This window comes from Methanocalculus natronophilus (assembly GCF_038751955.1).
Taxonomy (GTDB): Archaea; Halobacteriota; Methanomicrobia; order Methanomicrobiales; family Methanocorpusculaceae; genus Methanocalculus; species Methanocalculus natronophilus.
In genome coordinates this window covers 1-297 of sequence record NZ_JBCEXH010000025.1, presented here as the reverse complement: position 1 = coordinate 297, position 297 = coordinate 1, and the positions used below count along the sequence as shown (strand labels likewise).

General features: G+C 32.3%; 1 protein-coding gene. It reads left to right on the top strand.

The window, feature by feature from the left end; translation table 11 throughout:
- Positions 1-25: 25 nt before the first annotated feature.
- Positions 26-297 (top strand): hypothetical protein (locus tag ABCO64_RS10135; protein WP_343089368.1); only part of this gene is annotated, 272 nt, incomplete at its 3' end.

The window sequence follows — 297 nt, the reverse complement described above, 5'->3', positions numbered from 1 at the left end:
TAAAACCTTAGAAGATTTTTCAGAGATGAACTATGACCCTTTAAAGCTTGATGCGATGTATAAAGCAATTCATAAAAACTATCCTAATATACTTAATTGGCTTAAATCAATGCCCTTATATATCGAAACCGATGATTATATCTTTACCCATGGTGGGATAGATATCACGCTTGATGATTGGCGCAAACAAGATAGAAAAAGCTTTGTATGGAATTATCAGTCTTCATTAAAACCCCATCCTACAAAAACAATTGTTGTAGGCCATGAAAGAACAAAAATGATAAGACTTAAACGTAT